The sequence below is a fragment of the Mesorhizobium sp. WSM2561 genome (assembly GCF_000513915.1).
GTDB lineage: Bacteria > Pseudomonadota > Alphaproteobacteria > Rhizobiales > Rhizobiaceae > Mesorhizobium > Mesorhizobium muleiense.
The window spans coordinates 323,129-344,154 of sequence record NZ_AZUX01000001.1; the positions used below are offsets into that span (position 1 = coordinate 323,129).

17 protein-coding genes and 4 pseudogenes are annotated in these 21,026 nt (G+C 56.2%); 11 read left to right on the forward strand and 10 right to left on the reverse strand.

Annotation, left to right across the window (positions count from 1 at the left end):
- Positions 1-157: 157 nt before the first annotated feature.
- Positions 158-798: pseudogene (locus tag M727_RS35555) on the forward strand (transposase); the annotation flags it as partial.
- On the opposite strand, the pseudogene M727_RS35560 reads toward M727_RS35555, so the two are convergent.
- Positions 793-1,077 (reverse strand): annotated as a pseudogene (locus M727_RS35560) (transposase); the annotation flags it as partial. The pseudogenes M727_RS35555 and M727_RS35560 sit on opposite strands and share 6 nt — an antisense overlap.
- An 80-nt stretch (positions 1,078-1,157) precedes the next feature.
- Between M727_RS35560 and M727_RS0101665 the strand changes: the two are divergent.
- Entirely contained in the window at positions 1,158-2,060 is a 903-nt protein-coding gene (locus M727_RS0101665; protein ID WP_084646582.1) for an FkbM family methyltransferase, read from the forward strand.
- Positions 2,061-2,222: 162 nt separating this feature from the next.
- Here M727_RS0101665 and M727_RS39540 read toward each other — a convergent pair.
- A pseudogene (locus M727_RS39540) lies at positions 2,223-2,490 on the reverse strand (transposase); the annotation flags it as partial.
- 7 nt (positions 2,491-2,497) lie between these two features.
- Here M727_RS39540 and M727_RS41295 point away from each other — a divergent pair.
- Both M727_RS41295 and M727_RS35570 read left to right on the forward strand, forming a co-directional pair.
- A pseudogene (locus M727_RS41295) lies at positions 2,498-2,599 on the forward strand (IS21-like element ISFK1 family helper ATPase IstB); the annotation flags it as partial.
- A gap of 133 nt (positions 2,600-2,732) precedes the next feature.
- Positions 2,733-3,068, forward strand: a complete 336-nt coding sequence (locus M727_RS35570; RefSeq protein ID WP_051505469.1) for a hypothetical protein — start codon at positions 2,733-2,735, stop codon at positions 3,066-3,068.
- A gap of 52 nt (positions 3,069-3,120) precedes the next feature.
- Here M727_RS35570 and wecB read toward each other — a convergent pair whose 3' ends face one another.
- Positions 3,121-4,260, reverse strand: coding sequence for a UDP-N-acetylglucosamine 2-epimerase (non-hydrolyzing) (wecB, locus tag M727_RS0101680; protein ID WP_027151197.1), 1,140 nt, complete (start codon positions 4,258-4,260; stop codon positions 3,121-3,123).
- 155 nt (positions 4,261-4,415) lie between these two features.
- On the opposite strand from wecB, the gene M727_RS0101685 reads away from it, so the two are divergent.
- A complete protein-coding gene (locus tag M727_RS0101685) occupies positions 4,416-5,591 on the forward strand; it encodes a glycosyltransferase family 2 protein (RefSeq protein WP_156941457.1) in 1,176 nt (391 codons plus the stop codon).
- 108 nt (positions 5,592-5,699) lie between these two features.
- On the opposite strand, the gene M727_RS43730 is transcribed toward M727_RS0101685, so the two are convergent.
- The 4 genes from M727_RS43730 to M727_RS35580 form a co-directional block, all read right to left on the reverse strand.
- Positions 5,700-6,431, reverse strand: a complete 732-nt coding sequence (locus tag M727_RS43730; protein ID WP_027151199.1) for an acyltransferase — start codon at positions 6,429-6,431, stop codon at positions 5,700-5,702.
- The gene (locus tag M727_RS35575) at positions 6,394-7,608 is read right to left on the reverse strand and encodes a DegT/DnrJ/EryC1/StrS family aminotransferase (protein WP_023797568.1); all 1,215 of its coding nucleotides are present in this window, start codon (positions 7,606-7,608) and stop codon (positions 6,394-6,396) included. Before M727_RS35575 ends, M727_RS43730 begins: the two co-directional genes overlap by 38 nt.
- Positions 7,609-7,691: 83 nt before the next feature.
- Positions 7,692-8,348 (reverse strand): sugar transferase, encoded by a 657-nt coding sequence (locus tag M727_RS0101700; protein WP_027151200.1) that lies wholly within the window; start codon positions 8,346-8,348, stop codon positions 7,692-7,694.
- Positions 8,345-9,442 (reverse strand): Gfo/Idh/MocA family oxidoreductase, encoded by a 1,098-nt coding sequence (locus M727_RS35580; RefSeq protein WP_084646584.1) that lies wholly within the window; start codon positions 9,440-9,442, stop codon positions 8,345-8,347. The genes M727_RS0101700 and M727_RS35580 overlap by 4 nt, the downstream gene beginning before the upstream one ends.
- 612 nt (positions 9,443-10,054) lie before the next feature.
- Here M727_RS35580 and M727_RS39050 point away from each other — a divergent pair.
- The 6 genes from M727_RS39050 (at position 10,055) to M727_RS35595 (ending at position 17,497) form a co-directional block, all read left to right on the forward strand.
- A complete protein-coding gene (locus M727_RS39050; protein WP_027151201.1) occupies positions 10,055-11,356 on the forward strand; it encodes a polysaccharide biosynthesis/export family protein in 1,302 nt (433 codons plus the stop codon).
- A gap of 3 nt (positions 11,357-11,359) precedes the next feature.
- Positions 11,360-13,132 carry a Wzz/FepE/Etk N-terminal domain-containing protein gene (locus tag M727_RS0101715; RefSeq protein ID WP_027151202.1) on the forward strand — a complete coding sequence of 591 codons (1,773 nt, stop codon included), beginning with the start codon at positions 11,360-11,362 and terminating at the stop codon, positions 13,130-13,132.
- A complete protein-coding gene (locus tag M727_RS35590) occupies positions 13,132-14,544 on the forward strand; it encodes an O-antigen ligase family protein (protein WP_051505471.1) in 1,413 nt (470 codons plus the stop codon). The genes M727_RS0101715 and M727_RS35590 overlap by 1 nt, the downstream gene beginning before the upstream one ends.
- Before the next feature lie 106 nt (positions 14,545-14,650).
- Positions 14,651-16,066 carry a GMC oxidoreductase gene (locus M727_RS39545; protein WP_084646585.1) on the forward strand — a complete coding sequence of 472 codons (1,416 nt, stop codon included), beginning with the start codon at positions 14,651-14,653 and terminating at the stop codon, positions 16,064-16,066.
- Positions 16,063-16,506 carry a hypothetical protein gene (locus M727_RS0101730; RefSeq protein WP_027151204.1) on the forward strand — a complete coding sequence of 148 codons (444 nt, stop codon included), beginning with the start codon at positions 16,063-16,065 and terminating at the stop codon, positions 16,504-16,506. Before M727_RS39545 ends, M727_RS0101730 begins: the two co-directional genes overlap by 4 nt.
- A gap of 634 nt (positions 16,507-17,140) precedes the next feature.
- A complete protein-coding gene (locus M727_RS35595; RefSeq protein WP_245268328.1) occupies positions 17,141-17,497 on the forward strand; it encodes a transposase in 357 nt (118 codons plus the stop codon).
- Positions 17,498-17,515: 18 nt separating this feature from the next.
- Here M727_RS35595 and M727_RS35600 read toward each other — a convergent pair whose 3' ends face one another.
- The 3 genes from M727_RS35600 to M727_RS42865 all read right to left on the reverse strand — a co-directional run bounded on the left by M727_RS35600 (position 17,516) and on the right by M727_RS42865 (position 21,002).
- A complete protein-coding gene (locus tag M727_RS35600; RefSeq protein ID WP_198032577.1) occupies positions 17,516-18,157 on the reverse strand; it encodes a TylF/MycF/NovP-related O-methyltransferase in 642 nt (213 codons plus the stop codon).
- Positions 18,158-18,429: 272 nt separating this feature from the next.
- Positions 18,430-19,191, reverse strand: a complete 762-nt coding sequence (locus M727_RS0101745; protein ID WP_027151205.1) for a polysaccharide deacetylase family protein — start codon at positions 19,189-19,191, stop codon at positions 18,430-18,432.
- On the reverse strand, positions 19,188-21,002 hold the full coding sequence (locus M727_RS42865; RefSeq protein WP_348627140.1) for an HAD-IIIC family phosphatase: 1,815 nt from the start codon (positions 21,000-21,002) through the stop codon (positions 19,188-19,190). The genes M727_RS0101745 and M727_RS42865 overlap by 4 nt, the downstream gene beginning before the upstream one ends.
- Positions 21,003-21,026: the final 24 nt, after the last annotated feature.

Sequence of the window (21,026 nt, forward strand, 5' to 3'; positions counted from 1 at the left end):
TTTCGCCTACAGCCCATACTGGCTGCCCGGCTTCCGCGAATGCATTGCCAAACCTGTCGGGAGCTATGGCGGAAGCTGGGTGAAGACGGTTTGAGAAAGGCGGCGTATCCAGGCGGGTGACAAAGCCTGCCAGAACCTCCCGAAGGGGCGATACGCCATGAAGACCGATAGCACCGTTCTTACTTTTCAACATCCAGACGACTTCGACGATCCCCTGACGTCGGTTCTGCGCGATGGCGCACGCCGGCTTCTGGCCCAGGCGGTTGAGGCGGAAGCGGATGCGTTCCTGGCTGCGATGCAGGACAAACGGCTTGCCAATGACCGCGCCCGTGTGGTGCGGCACGGCCATGGTCCGGAGCGTACGATCCAGACGGGGATCGGCCCAGTTCCGGTGCGGCGCGCCAAGCTGCGCGACCGTGGTGGCGATGCAGCAAGCGAGATGGGCGGCGATCGCATCACCTTCACCTAGGCGATCCTGCCGAAATGGGCGCGGCGGACGAAGAGCCTCGATGCCCTGCTGCCGGTTCTCTACCTGCGCGGCATCTCGACCGGCGATTTCCGGGAGGCGCTTTCGGCGCTGCTCGGCAAGGACGCGCCGAACCTGTCGCCTTCGGTGATCGGCCGGCTGAAAGAGGAGTGGACGGCGGACTATGATCGCTGGCAGCGCCGTGACCTCTCGGCCCGCCGCTACTCTATATCTGGGCCGACGGGGTCTATCTGCAGGCGCGCATAGAGGACGATGCGGCCTGCATGCTGGTCGTCATTGGCGTGACGCCGGAGGGCCGGAAGGAACTGGTCCGTCTTCACGATCATCGCCGACAGTGCCGCCTTTACATGCCGTGTCTCCAGCAACACCACCTCAAAGCCGGCGTCGACCAGACCCTCGCGCAACCACTGCGACAGTGGGCCCGCCACAAGGCCGACGCGGATGACCGGCAATCCCAGGTCGGCAAAATGTTGCAACAGTGCCTCTGGCTCGCTCGCCACCTTCGTCTCTCGCACGATCCTGCCCGATGAATCCACCACGCAAACGCTGCTCAGTTCCAGCGACACATCAATTCCTGCATAATAGTCCATGGTTGTCCCTCGTTTTGATGCTAGTCTGACAACGAACGGCTAAGGAGGTCCGATTGGGCAATCCGTCGTCTGGAGGGCCAATGGCGGCCCGTGCACTTAACCGAGCGGTGCGACCGCTCAAAGCTGCGGTGTGTCACGCAATTCGAAGCTACCGGTTGGTTGGATTCACAAGCACGAAATGGGTTAAGACCAGCGATGGTTTTTGGATGATGCTGGACCCGAACCAGTTCATTGATCGCGAAATTGTTGCGGCGGGCGGCACGTGGGAACCAGCATTGCGCAGCATCATCAAGGCGGCCGTGAAGCCGGGCGAAGTCTGCATTGATGTTGGCGCTCATAAGGGATATGTGAGCTGCCTCCTTGCGCAAGCGGTAGGGGCGACCGGAAGGGTGCTTGCTTTCGAACCAGATCCGAGGGCATTCGAAGCTTTGGCGGTCAATCGCGACAGGAATGGTTTCGAGCAAATCGAGGTTTTCCCTGTCGCCCTCGGTGACAAGACGGGACACATCGATCTCTCGCTAACTCAAATGCTCGGAAACACCAGCAGTTTCCCGAATTACCTCGCGGCGGCAGAAGTCATAGGGGTAATCAAGGTCGAGTCCAAAACCTTAGATTCAATATTGAATGAAAACTTATCGTACGGAAAGCAAATAACTTTTATAAAGATCGATGCAGAGGGCGCGGAGCCGCTTATCTTCGACGGAATGCAGGATGCACTAACACAACATTCTCCGTTGATTGCAATGGAGATCAATTTCGAATCGCTCAAGGCAGGTGGTTTTGATCTTGGTGCTATAAAACATCAGCTCATCAACGCGGGTTACTCGAACCATTTCGAGCTTGTCTACAAGGAAGTCGTCCCGGGTGTCGGCTTCACAAAGCTTAGGCCTATTGACATCACACAAGAGCGCGGCTTGCTGATTGACACCTTGTTGACACGTGATGACAATTCACGGCTTCGCATCGAGTCTTTCTTCGCTTAATACAAATACGGACATGAAAGAAACTTCAAACAGGCCGCTTCGGGGCGGCTTTTTTCTGCGCGCGCCTCATTGCGCCGACCAGCGCCCTCCACGGTGATGTCTTGTGCTAGGAGCCTGTCCAGATAGCTCCGGCATAGGGCTGTTGGCTGAACGATAGCCGGTTCAGGCCGCTCGGGCGAGCTTGGTGAGGTTTTGGGCGATGCAATCAGCGCCCATTCGGCTTTCACTTTCTCGATGCCGCGCAGCAGGAACTGCCTGAACCCTCTTGCCTGTTTGATCTGTCCGAACACCGGCTCGACGACTTGCTTTCTGAGCCTGTATCGGGTTCGCGTCCCGCTCGCTTCAGCTTGTCCCGCATCGCCTGGACGAGCGGTCCGGTAAGTTTGGGTCTGCCTTCGGCAGGGTGCTTGGCGCGTCCGGTAGCGAGGTAAGCGCCGGATCGCCTCGTTCACAACGCTCACCGCCTTCAACTCACCGGAGAAAGCATGCGAAAACACAATGCTCGCGCCCATGCTCTTGACGCAGCCGCAAACACCTGAATCAATGAACAGGTCGGGCGAAGCGGCCGCTCATGAAATCCGGTTGCAAAGCCGAAGCGGCACGGCTGCGAACTGCCGAGCGCCTCGTGAGCTCATTGCTGTCTTCTGCATCCTGGCTTGGCGGATGTTTTGTATGACCATGATCAACCGCTCACAGCCGCACGCTAAACCGGATCTCGCAATAACCGACGTCGAAATGAAGCTCCTCGATCATCTTCTTCCCGACAAGGATCCGACCACCTCCCATGCCGGAACCTTATCGAGTTATCTGGTCAAGATCGCGCGATTGGGTGGCTATCTCGCGCGTGCCAGCGACCCGCCGCCGGGCAACACCGTCATGTGGCGCGGCCTTACGCGCCTCACGGACACCAAGCTCGGCGCAACCATCAGAGCCGGACTTATAGGTAAGGTCCACCGGACGCTTACGATCAAAACACCGCTTACGCTGCAGGGCCGATCACTGAGCTGAAGTGTGCTCGGTATCGTCCTGCTAACCCGGATGTGCACCGGCACCTGTCAGGTTAACGCCGATCGAGGAACTCGACACACCTGGTTAGGATGCGATCTGCAGCCTTTCCGTCGCCGAAAGGGCTGCGAACCCACGGCTTCGGTCTGCACCGCTCCGCATCTTCCAGATAGGAACTTACAGCCTGAACGATCCGTGACGTGTCCGTTCCAACCAATTCCGCTGCTCCGGATGCAATAGCCTCAGGCCGTTCTGTGGTATCCCTCATCACGAGCACAGGCTTACCCAGACTGGGAGCCTCCTCCTGGATTCCTCCCGAATCTGTCAGAACCAAAGCCGACGCTTTCAAAAGCCGAACAAAGGGAAGATACGCAAGCGGCTCGATAAGGTGAATGTTCGAACGCTCTCCCCTTTCGCCAAGGATCTCCGTAACGGGCGCCCTTACGTTCGGATTCAAATGAACGGGGTAGACGAAGTGACAGTTCGGGAAACGGGCGGAGAGAGAAAGAATCGCTTGGCAAATTCGCCGAAAGGGTGGGCCAAAGTTTTCCCGGCGGTGGCCGGTGATCAGTACGACGGGTGTCCTTCCATCGAGCAAATCTTCTGGAATTCCGGGAACCGGTGGAATCACTTGTTTAACCATTTCAGACGCGAACAGAAGCGCATCTACAACGGTATTTCCAGTTAACAATATCGACTCTTCTGGTATTCCCTCGTTCAACAGATTCAATGCAGCGCCCTCGGTCGGTGCAAAGTGGAGGGACGCCAGCCGACTTATCATGACCCTGTTTGCTTCTTCTGGCCATGGGGCCTGAATATTGCCTGTTCTTAGGCCGGCTTCTACATGAACGACCGGGATCGCGTGGTAGAATGCAGCGAGGGAGGCACAAAAAGCTGTCGTGGTGTCGCCCTGTACAATGACGAGGTCAGGACGTTTTGCGAGAAGAAAATCGTCTATAGCCTCCAGCAGTCGGCTGCTAAGCTGAGATAGCGTCTGATTGCTCCGCATTATGTTCATTTGTACCGCTGGGTTGATGCAGAAGCTTTGCAAAACTTGACTAACCATTTCACGATGCTGGCCCGTGCTGCATGTAATCGTCTCGATTGAAGGATGTTTTTCGAATGCCAGAATGACGGGCGCAAGCTTGATTGCCTCAGGTCGAGTGCCGAAAATAACTGCTGCTTTCCACATCATACAGCTTCTCCACTATCATAGGAATTTTGCGCTAGCGCGCACTCGGGTGGAAGCCTACACTAGCCGTTGGGCATGGGTTCTTTTCCGTCGGAATTGCGGGGCGACGCTGGATTGTGCCATCGGCATTGCGACGGCGTCTGCATCGGAGGGTGATCGTGGTCGGGCAATTGGCCGTGTCCTTCGTAATCTTCGTCAATACCGTTCTCTTGATTCCTGCTTCGGTGTTGCTGTTGCAGACATTTGCGTGTTTCTTCCTGCGGCCACGAAAGATGCACCTCGCGGATGACCGTCCGCCCGTCGTTGTCCTTGTGCCCGCTCACGACGAGGCTGCCGTGATTGGGGAAATGCTTTCGTGCACCCGGGAACAGATGACTTTTGCCGACCGGCTGGTCGTGGTGGCTGACAACTGCAGCGATGAAACCGAAGCGGTCGCAAAGGCCGCAGGAGTTGAGGTCGTGGTCCGGCGTGACGAAAGCCATATAGGGAAGGGGTATGCTCTTGAGGCCGGCGTCCGACACATCGCCCGGACCGGTCCGCGCGACGTCATCGTTTTCCTTGACGCCGACTGCATTTTGGATCCCGGAGCGCTGTCCTGCATGGCGCGCGCCTGTGTTGGAAGATCGAGTGCAATTCAAGCCTGCTATGTCATGAGCAATCCACCAGACAGTGACAGCAGTGCGCGTGTCGCGGAATTCGCCTGGCGAATCCGGACACTCGTCAGACCCTCCGGACTCGCCAATCTTGGTTTCCCCTGTCACCTGATGGGCTCGGGTATGGCGCTCCCGTGGAGCGTCACTCGTATGGCCGATCTTGGTACTGCACATCTCGCAGAGGACGTTCTGCTCGGCATTCAGCTGGCCCGTAGCGGAGTCCCGGCATGGTTTTGCGCCGACGCCCGAATAACCAGCAAGTTTCCCCGGAGGCAGAAAGGGCGCAACTCGCAGCGTCGGAGATGGATTCATGGCTTCTTTGCCTTGTTGAAAGGCGCCGTTCCAGGCCTGATGGGCGACGCGCTCAGGCATCGTTCATTACAGATGTCTGCGCTGGCTGTGGATTTAATGGTGCCACCTCTTTCAGTCTTGCTTGCACTGCAAACGCTCGGACTTTTTTTTGCAATTGCCGCGGCTTCAATTGTCGCGCTCAGCGTCAGCTTGATTGGCATGCTCTTTCTGGCTGTCGCTATAGCAATCTGCTGGTATTTCGTGGCAAGAGACCTCGTCGGTTGGCGCGAGGTCATGGCGCTACCGAGGCATAGCGGCACCGTAGGTTTGATCGTCTTCAACTATCTCCTCGGAAATGTGTCAGCGTGGACACGCTCTGAACGAGACTAAACGGTGTCGTGCCACGTTCCAGCGAGGACGACGAGCAGGCCGATCATGCGCTCGTGCCGTGTGTCGCCCGCCGAAATGCAGCGGCAAAGACCAACTCATCCCCTTCGGTCAGTAGCCATCCTTCAAAACGACTCGTGCGGGCACGCCCATGACGACGGCACGTTCAGGGACATCTCTTGTAACTACGGCGCCTGCGCCAACGATCGCATACGCTCCGATCCTCGTTCCGGGCAATAGATTCGCTCCCACGCCAATTGCAGCCCCGCGTTCGATGTATGGACCTCGGCTGCGCGCCTCGTCATATCCTTTCCGCCCGATTGCGTTGTCATTCGAGGTTCCTACTCCGCCCGAGATAAATACCCCATCTTCGATCGTCATATTGCCCGCAAGCCACGTGTGGTCCTGGATTTTCACTCCATTACCAACAAGTGTGTTGTAGTTTATGGTGACGTAACGTCCTATGATTGTGTCGGAACCTATCCGAGTCTGCTCTCGAACAGACGCACCATCTCCCAGCAGCGTCGATTGGCCGATTTCGACATCGTAGAATATCACAGCGTGCGGCCCGATCGAGCAGCCACTGCCGATTTTGACTTTGGGGACGAAATGCGGAATTCGGGTGAGGGCTCCTGGACCTTTGGGAACTTTTCCGATGTAGGCCCCGGGAAAAATCTCGACGGCATCTCCTATTATCACCCCGGGTTCGAGAACGACGTGGGGGTGAATAACGACGTCGTTTCCGATCACTACTCCGCCCCTCACGACCGCAAACTCGGCGATCGTCACATTGGAGCCGACCAGATCAGTTTGGACGACCGCCCACTCGCTTGTCCTGTTCATCAACTGTCCTCCCAGGAGTGCCCGTCCAACTGTCGAGAACAGCCGTCTGCGCGGGATCGTCCCCATGGCCCGGGGCGACGCCTGTTGCCAGCCTCAAAGCCGCGGCGACGCTGGCGACCTGTCCGCGAGTGAGTTCGGGAAACATAGGAAGCGAGAGAATCCGACCGGCGGCGCGCTCAGCCCGTGGCAAATCGCCTTCGTGATATTGCAAGTACGCCAATGCAGGTTGGAGGTGGAGGGGCAGAGGATAGTGCACGCCGGTCGCGATGTTCATGGCCTCGAAATGCGTACAGCAGCGGTCGCGAGTATCGGTTTGTACGACGTATAGGTGGTAAACGTGCGTTCGGCCACGCATCAACTCGGGGAGAGCGACGTTTGCATCTGACAATTCCGAGGCATACCACTGAGCAGCCAATTGCCGGCGCCCATTCCAGCGGTCGAGATAGCCAAGCTTGATCGTTAGCACTGCGGCTTGCAGCGTATCCAAACGACTGTTCGATCCGATCTCCGCGTGGACGTACTTGCTTACTCGGCCATGGTCGCGTAGCCGCTGGATTCGCTTTGCCAAAGTTTCGTTGCTGGTCGTTATCGCGCCGCCGTCCCCATAGGCGCCGAGATTTTTGGCGGGGTAGAAGGAGAAGCAGGCAAGGTGACCGATTGACCCAACCCGGCGACCGTTATATTCCGCGCCGTGCGCCTGGGCGGCGTCCTCGATCACGTGAAGATTGTATCTGCGCGCGATGTCCATGATGGGGCCCATGTCGGCTGCCTGGCCGTAGAGGTGGACAGGAATTATCGCCTTTGTCATGGGTGTCAGGGCTCGCTCGATCAACTCCGGATCGATCGTGTAACTTGCCGGGTCTATGTCGACGAATACGGGCGTTGCTCCCACCGCCACGATCGCACTCGCTGTTGCCATGAAGGTGTTCGGAGCCGTTATGACTTCGTCGCCCTGGCCAATGCCAAGTGACTGCAACGCTATGCGGAGGGCGTCAGTTCCGCTGGACACCCCCACTGAGTAGCGTGTGCCGCAATAGGATGCGAAAGCAGCCTCGAAGGCCTCGACCTGTTCGCCACCAACAAAGCACGCGCATCTCATAACGTCGGCCACGGCCTCATCGACCTCTTGCTTGATAGACTCATATTGCGCGGTGAGATCTACAAGCGGGATTGCCATCACTTTCTCCCAACTTCTCGAATCGACGCCATGGATCGGCCGTTCTACCTCAGTCGCAGCCGCTCGCGCCGGCGACTCCTGCTTCAGCGTGCCCCCAGTGCGCGCAGCATCGCTGGGATAGTGAGTACAATGAGCTTGAGATCGGTCCAGAGCGTCCACGTTCGCACATACTCAACATCCAGCCGGAGCATTTCCATTGGACCAACGCGGCCACGTCCTCGGACCTGCCACAAGCCCGTGATGCCGGGCTTGACCGAGTGGCGCTCGTGGTGCCATTCCTGAAAATAGTCGATTTCGTAGGGGATGGCCGGGCGCGGCCCGACAATACTCATTTCGCCTCTGAGCACATTGATCAACTGCGGCAACTCGTCGAGGCTCGTGCGCCTTAGCCAACGGCCAACCGAGGTGACACGAGCATCGTTCGTCAGCTTGAACTCAGCCTTAGGGTCGTCTGATATTCGCTCCCCAGCCCACAGGCGCTGTATGGCACGCCGATGTGTTTGGTCACTGCTGCCCTGCACCATTGTGCGAAACTTGAGGCAGACGAATATCTTGCCATTCCTCCCGACGCGCTGTTGCTTGAAAATCGCCGGCCCCGGACTGTCAATCCGAATGGCGAGGGCAAGCACGAGAAACACTGGTGCGAGCACTATAAAAGCGATCCCTACCAGCACTACGTCAAGAACGCGCTTTCCGATCGCGCCGCGTGCCAGAGCGGGGCGTTCTATTGGCCGAGTCATTGGTTGTTGAAGACGTTCGGGTTGTGGGCTGCCGCAACTTTCCGGATCGGCGGCAGGACTGTCCTGGGCGGCGTCTTAGCGGCGCTTCGAATGATTGTCTGATGGTGGATTCGCTTGGAGGCCGCTTCGAGTGCCTGAACAACGCGTAGCCCTGAGCGCCCATCCGCGCGCGGCTGCTTGCCGGTACTCATGGCGGTGACGAAGTCCAAAAACTCGAGCTTCAATGGCTCAGCAACTGCAATCGAGGGGATATGGACGTCTCCATGATGATACGCCGAAACGAAGTCCGCGTAGGAATCGCCAATCGTGGTGGTCGGCTTGAAACATTTGTCATAAACACGCACTTTTTCGGCAGGTAGAACATCGTCAAAAACCAGCATGCCCTCACTGCCCACCACCGTGACTTGCCGCACCTTCACAGGGTCAAGCCAGGACACATGCAGATGTGCCTTAACTCCACCGCTGAATTTAACCATTGCATACGCAACGTCTTCAACGTCGGGAAGTACATGAGCGCAGCCCCAAGCGTCGATTTTCTCGACCCTATTGCCCAGTAGCGAAAAAATTATGGAGAAGTCATGCGGCGCCAAGTCCCAGAGGACGTTGGTGTCTGATTGGTACAACCCTAAATTAAGACGGCGGGAGCTTATATAATGAAGATCGCCGAGACCTCCCCTCTTGATCACATCTTCCATAAAACGCACTGCCGGATGATATTCAAAGGTATGTCCAACCATCAGAATAAGCGATTTCCTTTCAGAAATCGCAATTAAGGTGCGGCATTCCGCGCTCGTCATAGCCATGGGCTTTTCGATCAGAACGCTCTTGCCGGCCTCCAGCGCCGCCTTCGCCAATTCGAAGTGGGTCGAAATAGGCGTTGCGATAACCACTCCAGCAACATCACTTGCGAGGATCGAGTCGAAACTCCGCGACACAGCCACGCGATTGTACTCTGATCGAATATAATTCAGACGATCCTGACGAACGTCTACCGCCCATACCAGTCGTACCGATGGAATTCCCAAGGCGATGCGAACGTGCTTCGAACCCCAGTATCCACACCCGATGACGGCAATTGGGATACGGCTGGTCACAGCTTGTCCCCTGTTTACTCGGCGTTAAACATCATCCAATTCCATTTTTCGGACATGCGCAATAAACCATACGGTCTATTCATTTCAGGTCTACTCGCCCCAATGTCGGGCTCACCTGGCCCGGGGCACCCCATGGACGGCCGCGCCAGAGGCTGGTGCGGGACATCAGGCCCTTGCAGAGCAGGACAGGCTAACAGCCTGCAGCGGCATGCTCATCACATGATTGCCTTCTCTCCAGGACCGCCGGCGCCAGGGGGCCAGGTGGGGAAGAAAGACGATCGGACCGCTGCCCCGACCGAGCCTGCCGGCAATCCGGACGGCCATCCCCGCACTCGTTGACGCGCCCGTGCGGAAGATGTCCCTTCCGACAGCGCCCCATTTGCTCCACCCACACTTAAACCTGCCAAAGTAGTGCTTCTGTAATGGGCCCTTACTCGTCAAGTCCCTTCGAGAGATGGCGCGGATCGGCGTAAGCAACAAAATCCCACGTTATTTCAACGGCTTGCACCACATCCGCCAACCCCCATGAATTTTTTAGGCTAGGCCGCATTCGATGTAATTTGCACAGTGAGCCGGATTGGTTCAGGATTGCCGCATAGTGAGGTTGCATCCATGGCTATCCAAGATGTTCGTCGTTTTTTGTTTGGCGTGCTGCTTTGTGCTGCTGTACCGATTTCATTCCAAGCCGCCGCAGCCGACTACAAGCTAGGCCCGCAAGATAAGGTTCGCATCAAGGTTTATGAATGGCCCGCTCTGTCCGACGACCTTGCGGTAGGAGACGACGGAACTCTAGCGCTGCCGCTGGTCGGGACACTGAAGGCGGATGGCATCAGCGCCGCCGATCTCGCAAAGGAAATCTCGAGCCGGCTCCAGAAAAAGGAGAACCTGCGTGAACCGCCCTATGTCTCAATCGACATACTACAGTACCGCCCGTTCTACGTTTTAGGGGATGTGCAGCACCCAGGGGAGTATGCCTACCGACCCGGGACGAGAATCCTGACGGCCCTTAGTATCGCTGGCGGACCTTATCGCGTGTCGGATTTTCAGGCGCTAAGAGCGGAACGGGACGCCATTCTCAGCAGAGGCAGCCTGAACATTTATGAGGGCAAACGTCGAGCGCTCCTGCTTCGACTCGCGCGACTTAAGAGCGAGACGCGCGAACTAGCCATAATCGAGGTGAATCTCGAGGAACCGGGCGAACTTGCAGGCGTGACCTCGGCAGAACTCGCGCGAGAGACCTCGATCCTCACCGCCAGGAAGACCGCATTCGATAACCAGAAAGCCAACCTGCACGCACAGGTTGAAACATATGCGCAGGAGATCGGAGGGCTCGAAGCCCGGATTGAAAGCTTGCAGAAGCAGCAGAAGTCAGTGCAACGGGAATTAGAGGCTGGCCGAATTCTGGAAGAGAAAGGGCTCGCACTGATGCCTCGCCAAGCAACTCTCGAGCGATTGAGCGCGCAAATAGAAGGTGACCAAAGGGACGTAGAGGTTCTAATCACGCGCGCGCGGCAGTCCATTATCCAGACTGAGTTGGCTCTGGCCAAGGCTACCGACGATCGAAAAAAGGATATCGCGACCGAGATCCAGCAGGTTCTCGCCGAACTCGTGGAAGTGCAAAGCGAGATAGCGACGCATGAGGAACTGATCCGGGAGGCGGAGCTTTCCGGGGCGGCGGTTCGTGGCGTCGTTGCCGACCAGCGGAGTATGCGATTCCGGTATCAGATTGTTCGAGAGGATTCGACGGGCGTGCACAAGTTCCAAGTCGACGATGACGCGCGGGTCGAACCCGGCGATGTCATCAGTGTCGAGCGAGTTGCTCCTGAATCCGGTTCTGCTGGTGGATCGCGCTTGGGCGGCAGTGGATCGGGCATGGCGCATTGGAGAGCGCCGCCGGTCGTTCCAAGTAGGTGAAACATGGATCGGATCGACAAATCCAGTATTGTGGCACAATCGACACGGGAGGAAGAACGCGAGGTTGCTTTGGCCCACGTGCCTCCTGTCGATCTCCTGCGTCCTTTGCGTATCCTGTACGCTCAGAAGTGGCTTGTGTTGGCCATCTTGCTCATTATCTCGGTCTGCGGCGTATTCTATGTCCTTCAACAGACGCCAATTTACACCGCACGCGGCCTCCTCCTGATCGAGAATACACGTCTTGAAACTGGCCGCGAGGAGCTGCTTCCAATTGTCTCGAACGTTGATGTGTCGGCTGTAGACACGCAGGTGGAGATCATTCGGTCAGATGCGATTGCCTTGCACGTCATTGCCAGCCTCGACTTGGTGCGTGACTTGGATTTTGTTGGAAGCGGGGCGAAAAGCCTGGCACGGCGGACATTGGACACGTTTAGCGAATACGTGGCACAAGTTCCGGCCCTCCGTGACATCGCAGAGTGGCTGGGAAGCGGGTCGCTGCAAGGACAGCAGCGGTCGGAACGGGTCGCGCTTCAAGCTTTCCAAAACATGCTCTCTGTGAAGCGCGTCGGGATGAGTTCAGTTATTGAGGTGAGCTTCAGGTCTCAGGATGCGGACAAATCCGCTCGGATTGTCAACGAAATTTTGAATGCCTATCTCGCGCAACAGCTGGATGCCGCTGCCGCTGCAACGGCCAATGCAAGCGCTTGGCTCCGCGACCGCGTCAAGGACTTAGGAACCAAGGCAAGGGTCATCAGCCTTGCGGGACCGCCGATTCGACGCGAGGGGCCTACGCGAACGTTGCTGTTGGCAGGTTTCGTTGCACTCGGTTTGCTCCTTGGCATCGGCGCTGCAGCTCTACGCTTTGCGCTCGATCAGACCATTCGAAACCCGCGGCAGATCGAAAGATTGTTGAATGTACCCTATCTGGGTGCCGTCATGAGGCGGACGCCGTATAAAGCTTGGCCAGAACGCCGCACAAATCGGCGGCTGATGCGAGCGCCTCTGTCGCCCTCGTCAGACCTTGCCTTCGTGGCCAAGCGCATTAGAACCGCAGCGCTTCGGCGAGGGAGAGGGCAGATCATCGGCCTGACCTCGATAATCTCAGGAGAAGGGGCGACCACGTTAGCGTCGAATCTCGCCTGCTCTGCGGTGGTTGCAGGATGTCGCGTCTTACTGATAGATGGCAATCCATACAAGCCCTCGCTAACTCGCCTGTTCGAGCCTGGCGCCACGACAGGGCTGCTGGATGTGCTTGCGGGACGGTGCACGATAGCAGAGGCTGTCGCAATCAACATGAAATCGGGTGTCCATTTTCTTCCTTACGCGGGCGGGGACGGCACGCCCGTCGTAGATGCGGTACGGGTCCAATCGTTCGTGCGCGAATGCCGCGACAGCTACGACATCGTCGTTGTAGACCTGCCACCCTTCGCGCCTGTGCCGGAGTTATTGTGCGCTCGCACGTTCGTTGACGCTTTCGTGCTTGTGGTCGAATGGGCTCGAATACCCAGTTCACTCCTTACTTCAGCCGTATTGGCGGCAGGGATGAACCAGAATGATTTTCTCGGCTTTGTCTTGAATAAGGTGAATCGCATTGCAATCGATCCTTTCTCTTACCCTATCGAGAGTCATCTCTCGAAGTATCGCTTTCAGGAGTATGCGGAATGGCCCGCCGCTCAAAGCTTCCCAAGTATCGTGCCGTGGAGAATCGAACGTTCACTTGCGCGTGGGGATGTTCATTACACTGGGACATTGGCAAATACTGAACGAAGGCCATAATGGCGGATGCGAGATCCGACTCGAGCAATAATGACTTGGTGAGAGAGCCGGCGCACGGCCGCGCCGCTGACTTCGCGGCTTCAATCTACGTCCTGATACCGGCGCTGGCGTGTAGCTTCTCCCTGATCGTTTCTCCCCTACTGCTGTTCTGGTTTCCCGTTCAAGGCGTCGAAGCCATTTCTCGACCGGAGAACCAGTTTTTCTGGGCTGCTCTTTTCATCCTTTGCATCGGCTTGGCTGCAGGCTTGCGCCGCCTACTGGATTTTGCGCTGCCCGCAAACATTATGTGGTTCATTGGCTACCTGTTGGTTGCTGGACTGAGCGTCGCATGGTCGATTGCGCCGGAAATCTCCGTGAGGAGATACGTCCTGCAAGTCATGGTATTCGTATGCGCCGTGCTTCCCATCGTCTCATTGCGACGGACGCCAATCGCAACAGATCATCTTTTTGTCTGCTTTGGCCTGACCGCTTTGCTTAACCTTCCGTTCCTTTTCCTGACGCAAGCAGGCGAATTTGGTCATGCGGGCTTTTTCACTGGAAAGAACCTGTTAGGGCAGGTGTCGGCACTCGCATTCATATTTGCGTTGCACCAGGTGAGTAGGACCGGCGTCGTTTACCGCCTGCGGGGAGGCATCGGGGTCGTGGTCGCGCTCACATTGCTTATTGCGAGCGAGTCGAAGACGTCGCTTGGCTTGGCATTGCTCAGCCCCACGGTTGCGGGCCTTGTTATTGCGGCTTCCATCGTAACGCCATTCTCGCCCGCAGCGCTCGTGGGTTATCTGTCGTCGTTGTTTATAGTCGGTGTATTCATCGCTTCAAACGTTCTGGACTTCAGCAAGGAGGATGCATTCCTCTTTTTCTTCGGAGATGTTGGGTTCACGGGCCGAACGGAAATCTGGTCCTTTGCGCTCGAAATGATCGAACGCAGGCCAATGTTCGGCTGGGGATTCCAATCGTTTTGGCTCGTTGGGCCTGACGCGCCCAGCGTGCGTGAGGCGCCTGGCTTTGTTGCCGAGATGCCGCATGCGCATAACGGATACCTTGATACCATATTGCAGACAGGGAGTATTGGCTTCGCCGTATTCGCGATAGCGATCTTCTTCAGCTTGACCGCCGTCGGAAGGGTGGCGCGTGCGGAACCCTCGCGCGCGTGGCTCTGCCTGTCGGTTTTTTTGTTCGCGATGCTGCATAATGGCATGGAAAGCTCCTTTTTTAGAGCATTCGACCCATTGTGGCTGGCTTTGCTTATAGTATGTGCCGACATTGGAGCCGCCAGCTTGCTGTTGCGGGAGCAAGGTGCCGAGGCTGCTGGCCGTTCCAGAGGACCTGATGGCCGACAGAATTTAGGGGGCGGCGCCCTGGAAAAGAGGCGCCGCGGCAATTTCCGTAGCGCAGCCCGTAACAACCGGTGACCAGGATGTCTGGCATGTCTGGTCGTTTGGCCCGAATAATCTCGATGCAGAGCTGCCGAACGCTCAGAGTCCGGCCCTGCGAAACAGAAACACCGCTGGTAAGACCATGACAATTCTTGACCTTCAAGACCTCAAGGGCGCAGAGCCCCCCGGAAACATAATCGTAGTTGGCAGCGGCTTAGCCGGGATTGCGATAGCACAGGGTCTGGAGAAGGCGGGCCAGCGCGTCGTCGTTCTGGAAAGCGGAAATCAGGACAACCCGGACGCTCGCTGGAATGTCAGGAAATCACCATTCGCTGTGGCTGATTATTGGATCCAGCAAGATTTCACACAGCTGCATATTCGGCGTCAGTTTGGCGGTACCTCTGCTGTTTGGGGTGGCTGGTGCGCCATCCCCCGCGCTGTAACTTTCGAAAGCAGGGGCTTGGGTCCTAGCTACGGATGGCCAATAGGCCGAGATGCGCTGCGTCCTTATTATGAAAAGGCCGCTCATTACCTTGAGTTAGATACAGGGAGCGACTTCTTCGCCGAGGAAAGGTCTTTATCGAGCACGGGTAATACAAAAATTGGAAAGTTCTTTTTTTCGCCTCCTGTGAGGGTTTTAGACGAGTTTGGAGAAGGCCTTGCTCAGTCCAAACTGATTACAGTAATTCAGAATGCGACTGTCGTTAACTTGCTTGAAGCTGATGGATCTGTTGGCGGGTGCGTTATAGAAAGCGATAATGGAAGCAAGTCAGTTATCAAAGGTCATGTGATTGTATTATGTGGTGGGGCCGTTGGAAATGCCAGGCTTCTGGGAAGACTTACACGCGCCTCTGGAATTGCCCTTGATGCCCAAAGAAACATTGGGAAATGGCTCCAAGAACATCCACACAAATACAGAATGTTTGAGTGCCTTCTTCGCCCAGATGTATCAAGGGAAATATTTAGCCAAGGCCTTATAAACCAAGAGAAATTCGTATCCCTTGCGCCACATGAAGATCTAGTAAGGAAAAATAAATGGGCCGATTTCAACTTTCAGATAGGCGAGAAGGAACACGAAATATCACAAGAAATGTTGATCATGGCACAAAACTACCGGTCTTTGTTTTCCGTAACACCGGTAGTATTTGAGGCAACACTTGGGATGGAGCAGCTTCCGCGAGTGGAGAACTCCGCAATCAGTTCAAAGGCACTTGCCGAAGGTCTCGACGGAGACTTGAATTTAGCATTCGGCGAGGATCAAGATGAACTTGTGGGGCATGCTGTCACTTGGTTCACCCGGAACATCGCCCATTCAATCTCCAAGCCAGCGGTTCCGGTTGATACAGTCGCTGTTGGCCATCTACATGGGACAACCAGAATGGCGGCCTCCCCAGAATTTGGAGTTGTAGATAGCTCTACGAAGGTATTTGGCGTGAAAAATCTTTATGTAGCCGGGTCGTCAGTCATGCCGACAAACGGGTTTGCCAATCCAACCTTCACAATTTGTGCTTTAGCAATTAGAACCGCAGATATCATCCTCAAGGAGATGAAGCTATGAAACTTATGAAGGAGAGGAGAACTCGCCGCCAAGTCCTGAAGAAGTGCGCTTTGGTTACCACGGCCTCATTGTTAGCAGCGGGATCGATTTCGTTTGGCATATATAACTATGCCGACGATCACGACATCCCTAATATAGGGGCAAGGTACGCAAAAAAACTTAATCAACCCCTTCCTAACTTTGACGTTCAGTCGGTCATCAATGTGTCGAAGGATGTAATGAGGTCAGCAGAAAGTCTTTTGAGCTTTTCCGGACGAGAAAGGGAATTTGTGAGCCTAATAAGAACTATGATCTTCGATGATTATAAGAACTCGCGTTTCATATCAAACGGCCGCTATGTGCTGACCAATACAGAGGCAGCTTTGCAGCTTGTAATTCACGATGTATTGCTGGCTACGAGTGTTGGAAGCGCAGGGCTAACCCCGAATGAGGGCTTTTAGAAGGCCATTGGACTTTATCCCCCAAAGAGAAAGAGAGGGAGGCTGGGATCGCGGTGAGGCGGCCTTGATGGCACATTATCTGGCGTGGCTGAGAGCTGTGGTCATTCTGTGCCAGATAGGAGGGGGAATTTTTTATGCTGTCTCGGCGTGTCGGGGAGATGCATAAGATATTGATGCTGCCAGATTTGGCGTCGGACGGCGGCGGAGTTTCCTACGAACGGCCGTTGTAGGATCGGACAGGATCGCGATAGATGCCGCGGGCGTTGATCTTCGGCCCCCATCTTCGCCCGATGGTACGTCGAGGCCGATGACGATGTCCGTTTGGGCGGGGACGAAGGCGGCGACGAGCAGACGGAGCAGGCGTCCGGCCACGGCGCGGGACGACCACTTCGCCCGCCCAGAACCCGGTGGTAGATGGGGAAATCGGGGTGCAACTCGCCGCCCGAGAATGCGCAATGCCGTCGTGACGGTGCGCCGGCCCGGCGCCAGAGTCCGGCCCGAAATTCACGATTGTCGTGCCAAGCGGCCCGGCGAGGAGCATGACAGAGGCGGCAGAGGGAGGCTTTGGCCGATGTGAGGGTCGCCTCCGGGTCCTTCCACAGCGGTGCCTGCCCGCCTCGAAGCGAGCCCGGGCGTGCTGCGCCGTTGGTCGGCCGAGGCGAAGGCGCGGATCCTGGAGGAGACGGTGCAGCCGGGCGCCGATGTCTCGGCGGTGGCACGCGCGCACGGACTGAACCCGCAGCAGCTGTTTGCCTGGCGGCGCAAGGCGATCCGGTCGGGCGCCCTCGCGATCCTGGCTGACGGAGCGGCACGGCCGCAGGGCGTCGCGCGGCTTGAAGTGGCGCCTGGGAACGGGGATGGCTGCGGCAGTGTGGAAACCGTCATCGGCGACGCGACGATCCGTGCCGGCGGCGACGTTGCGCCGGCCATTCTGAGCCGCCCCGGCACTCATGGTGGCCCTTCCGACGTGCATCCTGAGGAGGCGGTATAGGAGAGCGAGCCGGATCGGCTACTCCACACACTGGACCGCTACTTGACTGAAGTGTTCCGTAGCGCCAATCACGTCGAACCGTTTTCCTGAGATCTCTTCAAAGTCCAAGAAGGCCCGGAATTCATTAGTAAGATCCTCGAATTCATCAAAAACAATAAAGCTGCCCGGCTTTATAAGATAGTCAAGGTAGATAAGTACGTACATCGCTGAGCTGTACAGATCGCAATCTATATGAATCCATGTCATTCCAGTTGACTGAAATGTTTTAGTGAACTCTGGGAGAGTACTGTTGAACCATCCTTTCACAAATTGAACTCGCGTGTCGTTAATGTTCGGAGGGTTGCCGTCCGTGGAAAACGTTCCTCGTGGTTTCTGCTCGTTCCAGTCTCTAGGGAGACCTTCGAATGAATCGAACCCGATGAAACGAGACTGAGAATGATGATTTATCTCAGAGACTACTTTTATTGACTCACCCTCAAACACGCCGAATTCGAGATAATCGATTGGTTGGGAGCCTATTCGCTCCTGGATAACCCTGTAGAGATCAAATCTATGTTCGAGTTTGGTCCTGTTTTCGGCGGCGTAGTACCTCGCAAATTTAGATGCTAGCGCGACCCGAATCAATCTGTCCTCGCAACCTCCGAGGAGAATTCGGGCCACACTTCTTCGTAGAACATTTTGCACCAGAGACTCCGATCCACTTTGGCATAACCCTATCAAGCGCCAGCAGGCCTATGTGAGCAGCCCTGTGCCGGACCGGCTCAGTTTTCGCCTGGAGAGCAGCCAGGTATGGAGCGTCGGGCATTGCTGAAGTACCGAGTTCGCCGACACTAGAAATACCGCGAGAAATCTCATCACATCGCTCATCCTGCGTTAGGCACACAGTGCCCCAAGCTACACAGGAGAAGGGCCGTTGTCTGTGTCAGGGGTATTCACGTGAAAGCGACTCGGCCGATTGCATTCTTCATGGGCAGGATTTCGATACCTGCATCTGTCAAGAGGGCTATGAGCTCCTTTAGCTGGTCTGGCGTGCAGCCCCAAGGACTCGGGACGTCAGCCACATCGTGGGTAAAGAAAATCAACCATCCATTCGTTGCCTTCGCCTCAGCAACGACCTTTTTGAGAGGATACCTCGCAAGCACGTGAGCCTCGAGCCCAAATGCTTTCAATTGGGAAAGATCGATCAACCCCGCGTTAACACCGGCCCAGACCCCACGGCAGGCTGCAAATCGACTGCTCACCAGGCGCTTAGCGGGAATGCTCGCGTCACCATGCGGGAACGCGAAAGAGGTCATAATAACGTCGCCTAGCACATCGCGCACGAAAGCGGCATTGCGGTCGAGGCTCGCGCCCAGCGCTTCTCTGGATTGCTTGCTTACTCGTTGATGCCCAAATGTATGGCAGCCGATCTCATGGCCTGCTTCGTGAACCGCTAAGAGATCTTCTCGACAAAAGTACTCAACCCCATCCACCGCTCGTTCGCAGAAGCAACCCGATACGAAATAGCTTGCGCGGATGCCGGCCTCCTCGAGGAGGGGCCCGGCTCTAGTCCAGGCGCTTCGCGGGAAGTCGTCGAATGTGATAGTCGCAACCGGCGCCGCCAACCGGCTTCGCACCGCTCTGCTTGCCCAAGCTCGCGTCAGGCGGTTAACTGCCCTGTTTAAGAGCGAAGTTGGTGGACCTGCACCGTTCATCGGGTCATGTCATTGATAATGACGACGTCGTGATCCGGGAAGCGCGTGGCCGTGTCACGGACAAATAGGCCCCGTTCAGGTCCTTGCTCCCGGTAATCGAAGCCGAGTTCTCCAAGCATTTTTATCGAAGCCGCGTTGCGTTGCGTTCGTTGATATTGGATCGATATGGATTTTGCTCCACGGTGGTGGAAATAACAACACAACCACGCAAAAAAAGCATGCTCCACCCGCTTCCTCTGAACGCGGCAACTCATCATAAAAGATTCGACAATGGGCGCGTGGCGATCGATCACGCACAATCCTATTATGCCGTAATCTCCGAATCGGTCCTCACAGCGCAAGATAAATCCGCAGCTCCGACCGTCCTTTTTAAGCATGGATTCGATCTCGTCACGCGAATATCGCCTTCCCGAAACGTTCAACTGGTTTGTCCGCTGCGACAACTCGTATGCACGGTCAATATGCCCTGTCGAGAGCGCGGCGATGTCGATCGTGATCGCGCAGCCGCGCAGGAAGGAGATGTAGTCAAGTTCAGAGTTCGACAACGCGGCCTGACGCCGCTCTTCGACCTGATACATTGACCGACGTTTGGTGCTCTCCGCCGTAGCGGGCACATCGAAAAGCGGTCGGTCAAGCAGATTGTCGCTGTCTGCGAGTACGGTTACCGTCGGCAAAGCATCTTTCACTTCGCCTCGCTCGAATGCTTGGTCGTCAATAAACACAACACTGTCAATACTAATATCGAGAAGTTCGGCCAGCCTCCTCAGTGCCTGGCTCTTCGGTTCCCAGCCGATCTGTGGGAACAGGAAATATTCGCGAAGGCCGAACGCCTCTAGCGCTGCAAAGGCGGGTTCAGGATCATTTTTCGAGACCACTGATTGGAGGATCCCACGGCGATCGAGTTCGAGAACGGCGTCGCGGGTGACCTGGTCAACAACCAGTACTTCCATGCCGTCTTCCGCGAGAGTACCGCGCCACAATGTGTTGTCGAGATCCCAGACGACGCATTTGGCCGTCTTTTCCTTCGCATCTTTGCTCAGATGCTTGGTCGATTTCCATGGTTCATCGATCTTTGTAGCGCTCGATCGCAGACGCACAAAATCCAAGATCCCGAAGAGAATCTCCTGGTTTATCGTGTTGCCGACGGGCTCAATCTGGATCAAGTAAGGTTTAGAGAGGTCAACCCGCGCCTCGATTTCGATGCGCGATGCAACCACGCGATTATACCCCTGCACCAGCTCAAAACGGGTCTGGTACAGTCCGCTGTTCAGTTCCTTCGAAACAATGGTCAATGTGCATGGAAGCGTTGGTCCAGCATCGTCGCGGTAAGCCTCAATCAAAAAAGCGTCGGGCTCGGCTTCGTACGAGTTCAACTGAGCCATGGTTTTCAGAGCGTTCCACCTGTTTTTGGCTATTCTAGACAGCCGATATGATGGGGTGTACCGTGTGATCACTTCCGACACGAGGTGATCCACGCGTGCGCGCCGGCGCGCGCTCCGGGCCTTGATCATGCCGTTTGGTCCCACGCCTTCCAGCTTTCCCCATTTTCGGAATTCCACCGACATCAGCTGCAAGCCATCAATAACGCTCGGCACTATGCCCTTCGCGAACCGACGACAATGCAAATCCTGCCGCGGTGTGTAGAACGAGCAACTCGCATAACACGTCGGAAAAGCGCATTCCGTGCAATGCTCCTCCCAGACGATCTGACTTCGAGCGATCACCGAATCCTCAAGCTCACGGAAATGTTTGATCACGGCATGAGAGATACGAGGCCTTACACGTGCGTTTGGCGAGAGCGTTTCATGCATGGTAAGCCTCACGTTAGATCGTGT